Here is a 3,024-nt window from a genome sequence, read left to right as displayed (position 1 = left end):
GATACGACAGATGCCCGAAGGTGTTCTTCTCAGCTATCGCCCTCGCGGCAGTCGTTATCTACTGGCTGTGAAACTCAATGTGTCCAGAGCCTACGACCATTAGCCGACGGCAGCTCCGGGATGCCCTGCCCTTCGCCGCGCCTGATTCGTCCGAGCGGCCTGCGCATAACGCAGCCGCGTAAACTAGCTTATACCAAAAATACGAATCGTGTAAGTTGAGCTCGAAGTTGGTGAATTTTTTTTCGGCACCGAGTTCGCTTATAATCTTGTCGAATTGGCGAATTTCCTCAACGGAAGGATCTTCAATGGCACACATCTCGGAAATGGATACCTATGCGCACAGAAATTCTAACAGCATCCTGACCACAGAACCAGTCAACCGGTGAGAATTGAAAGTTTGATTTTTATGCTAGAGTTTTCATTGTGTTTTGAGGTTTAACCGGAGAAGGGTTAGCATGCAAAGTAGGACGCTTTTGGTTTTGGTCCGTGGTTGGACAAACTCGTCGGAGTTTCTTGCCCGAGTCTTTCGTCAACCTACTGGCGGAGAATTTCCCGATGAATTCCTTAAATTTATAGATGGTATTGAATCCAATTGTGAGGTGTTAGTTCCAAAGCTCAAGATGGAAATGTTCTCTTGTGCGGAGCCAAGGGACATTGTCTTAAACGTTATTTCTGAAATTTCATCGCGTATGGACGGCCACGAGTTCGACAGGATTACGATCGTAGGCTTCAGTACTGGCGCCCTCATCGTCAGGTCAGTATTAACAACGGCACACGGCCTAAACGAAAAAGGGGGGTTTATTTTCGAAAATAGATGTGATTGGGTAAATAAAGTTGAAAGAGTAGTGTACTTGGCCGGGATTTTGCGAGGCTGGTCAATTTCCTCTGAAACCACTATTGCTGCAAGGGTTCTTGGTCCAGGAATTTTAGCTCTAGTGCGGACCTTTGGTCGATTTCTCGGCGGACGCGGGGCATTCATCTCCAAGTGCCGGAAGGGGATGCCTTTCGTTGTTGGGGAAAGATTGAACTGGATTTTCTTGGAGGAATTCAAACCAGAACCAAATTCTTCACTTAGTTGTTTGAAACTTCCGGAAATTATAAATATTTTGGGGTCGAGAGATGAGTTTGTTTCTCCAGCTGATTGCATTGAGCTCGCACCGCGCGCGCGTACTATCTATCTCGAAGTTCCCTCAACGAACCATTTAGAAATGCTACGCTTTGAAGGATATGGCGCGCAAGGAGATTTGAGGCGTGAAATCATAAAGGAAGCGCTAGTTTCGCCATTTGAAATTCTGAGCGGTATGGAGAAATATAGGGTAGAGCTGGATGATCTGAGCGATTACTTTGATGAATTAGATCGTCCCCATCGCGACCTCGATGAAGCACGTTCAGAGGAAATTTTAGACGCCGTGATTGTCCTGCATGGCATAAGAGACCATGGGTTTTGGACAAAGCGTATTGCACGGCGCATAAAATCGTCTGGCGCTCGATCATTTGTTCGCGTTCCAACCCCGGGCTACGGGTTTTTCAGTGTGCTTGATTTCATAAACCCCGTGCGACGCCGTAAACAAGCGCGATGGCTGGCCGAGCAGTATGTCGAAATTCGAGACTATTACCGTAATGCGAAGGTTAGTTTCGTAGGACATTCTAACGGCACCTACTTGCTTAAATCCGCGTTGGACCAAAATCCAAACATAAAGTTCAATCGAGTATACTTGGCCGGCTCAGTACTTCGAACAGATTTAGACTGGGATATATTTTCCAGACAAATCTCTGGAAAAGTTGTGAATATTACAGGATCCTCTGACATAGTCGTGGCATTTTTACCTGGGGCGATGCAAAGGTTGGGGCTAAAATTTTTAGATGTAGGCGGGGCAGGCTTTAGTGGCTTCACATCACGGCCGTCAAACGTCGAATTGGTAGAATGTGAAACGAACGGATCGCATTTTACAGGCGTGTCTGAAGACTATTGGGGCGAAATCGCGGACTTTATTCTCTTTGACAAAGTTCCGATGAGCAGAAAGGCTTTCCGCCCCCCTTGGAAAAGGTTTGTCGTCTGGCTGGCGCCGTTGTTATTAATGTTGAACGCCGTAGGTTTTTTGCTTTTGCTCTGGCGAGCATCTGCTGTCTTGCGTGATTTTATCATTCTCGCTACATCTCTTTACGCTCAGCCTGATCAATCGGTTAACGACGGAGCCCTCCAAGTAATAATATTAATTCTTTTGACTGTGATCTTGGCGCGCCTATCGAGACTGCTGTAATATTGGGTCGTCACGGCCTCTTAGAGATGGGCCTGGCTAAAATCGCGATTGCTCTGTCGGCAACTCAATGCTTTGCTGTTCATCAAGTATCCGACTGGCTGCAATGGGGCTCTCTCCGGCCTTGCGGCGGTGCGGAAGCCTGGCGCTGGAGTCGATAGTTTGCCAACAAATACCAAGCCAGTCAAAGGGGCGGATCCCGCCGGTCGGACTCGACACCCCGGGCGCCTCAAGCCAGCCCTTTCCGGCCGGTCGCGACGGCGCTGGGATCGAGAGGCCCACTGCGATCGGCCAGGCGAAGCGGACATGCGGCGCCACGGCGGAGCTCAAGCGGCGAACCTGCAAAAGCGGCCGGTCGGTACGATGGTGAAGAGACTGGCGCCACCGCTGCCGGGCATCCCCAAGTCTGGCCATTCATCTTCATCTGCCGTGATGGTGAAGAGCGCAGTTTTCGCACCCTCGGATTCCGCTGTGATCTGCCATGATCGAAGTGGCCGTCGGAGTATTTTGGGCACTCGCCCGTCGGTCCCTATGCCCCGCGGCATTCCGCGAACTGGCCGCATCAGCCTTCAGGGCGGCCGCGAGCATCTGGCGGGCACCCTCGCGGGCAATTTCGGTCAGCGGGTCGAGGATGGTTCCGGGCTGGCGGAGCGGGGTGATCGTGGTATCTTCGGTCATAGATGGGATGGTTGCCGCCCTCCCCAGACGGCATCGCAATGTGCCAAGATGGTGGTGTTGAAAGCTACCAGGCGAGGAGGACGGTGAG

The 3,024-nt window shown here is 50.9% G+C and carries 1 protein-coding gene; it reads left to right on the top strand.

Features of this window, described 5'->3' with window-relative positions; genetic code table 11:
• The first annotated feature begins 455 nt into the window (after positions 1–455).
• Positions 456–2,261, top strand: coding sequence for a hypothetical protein (locus HCC78_RS31920; protein WP_172332725.1), 1,806 nt, complete (start codon positions 456–458; stop codon positions 2,259–2,261).
• The last annotated feature ends 763 nt before the right edge of the window (positions 2,262–3,024 follow it).

The sequence above is a fragment of the Mangrovicoccus sp. HB161399 genome (assembly GCF_013184745.1).
GTDB lineage: Bacteria > Pseudomonadota > Alphaproteobacteria > Rhodobacterales > Rhodobacteraceae > Mangrovicoccus.
The sequence above is the reverse complement of the archived record's forward strand: the minus strand, read 5'-3'. Positions and strand labels throughout refer to the sequence as shown.

Excerpts from the sequence above, each read along its gene's own strand:
- HCC78_RS31920 (WP_172332725.1), top strand. The coding sequence starts at position 456 with ATGCAAAGTAGGACGCTTTTGGTTTTGGTCCGTGGTTGGACAAACTCG.